Origin of the sequence: Paraeggerthella hominis (assembly GCF_021044775.1) — a bacterium.
GTDB classification, from domain to species: Bacteria; Actinomycetota; Coriobacteriia; order Coriobacteriales; family Eggerthellaceae; genus Paraeggerthella; species Paraeggerthella hominis.
Genome location: NZ_JAJNOQ010000031.1, coordinates 1 through 535, shown reverse-complemented (window position 1 = coordinate 535; position 535 = coordinate 1). Strand labels below are relative to the sequence as shown.

Here is a 535-nt window from a genome sequence, read left to right as displayed (position 1 = left end):
GTATGCGAGTCAAATCAATATGTTGTGGTGTACCGATAGAGCGTAATGATGTACCGGTAGCCCCGTAACGGGTGCCGGTGAAATTTGGAACGATGTACCGATTTACTTGTAATAATCAGTCATGCAGCCGTACTGGTAACTGTCACGACAATGCAGTCGCTGAGTCGTTTTTTGCGACGCTTAAGAACGAGATGTACTACCGAGAGAGTTTCGCGACCAGGGATGCCGCGAAGATGGCTGTCATCGAGTTCATCGAATCCTACTATAACCGCAAGCGACCCCATTCATCGATCGGTTACAGGATCCCCGCCGAGGTGATGGATGCATTCTTCGAACGTACGAAACCTATGGACAAAGCAATTGCGATGGCAGCATAGAATCTCGAGTTTCCGTGTCCGAAATCTTGACACAGGTCACATCTCGAACGCAACGTCGCCAAGCTCATGCCCGACAAGCGACGGAAAGCCATGGCGCTCAAGGCCCTGCAGTCCGTGTTCCGCGAGCAGGACCCGACGTTCGTCCGTGCCGCCTACCA

At 52.3% G+C, this 535-nt stretch carries 1 protein-coding gene; it reads left to right on the top strand.

Translation table 11 applies throughout. From position 1 onward, the window contains the following. Positions 1-92: 92 nt before the first annotated feature. Positions 93-377 (top strand): integrase core domain-containing protein, encoded by a 285-nt coding sequence (locus LQE90_RS12335; RefSeq protein ID WP_439651869.1) that lies wholly within the window; start codon positions 93-95, stop codon positions 375-377. The last annotated feature ends 158 nt before the right edge of the window (positions 378-535 follow it).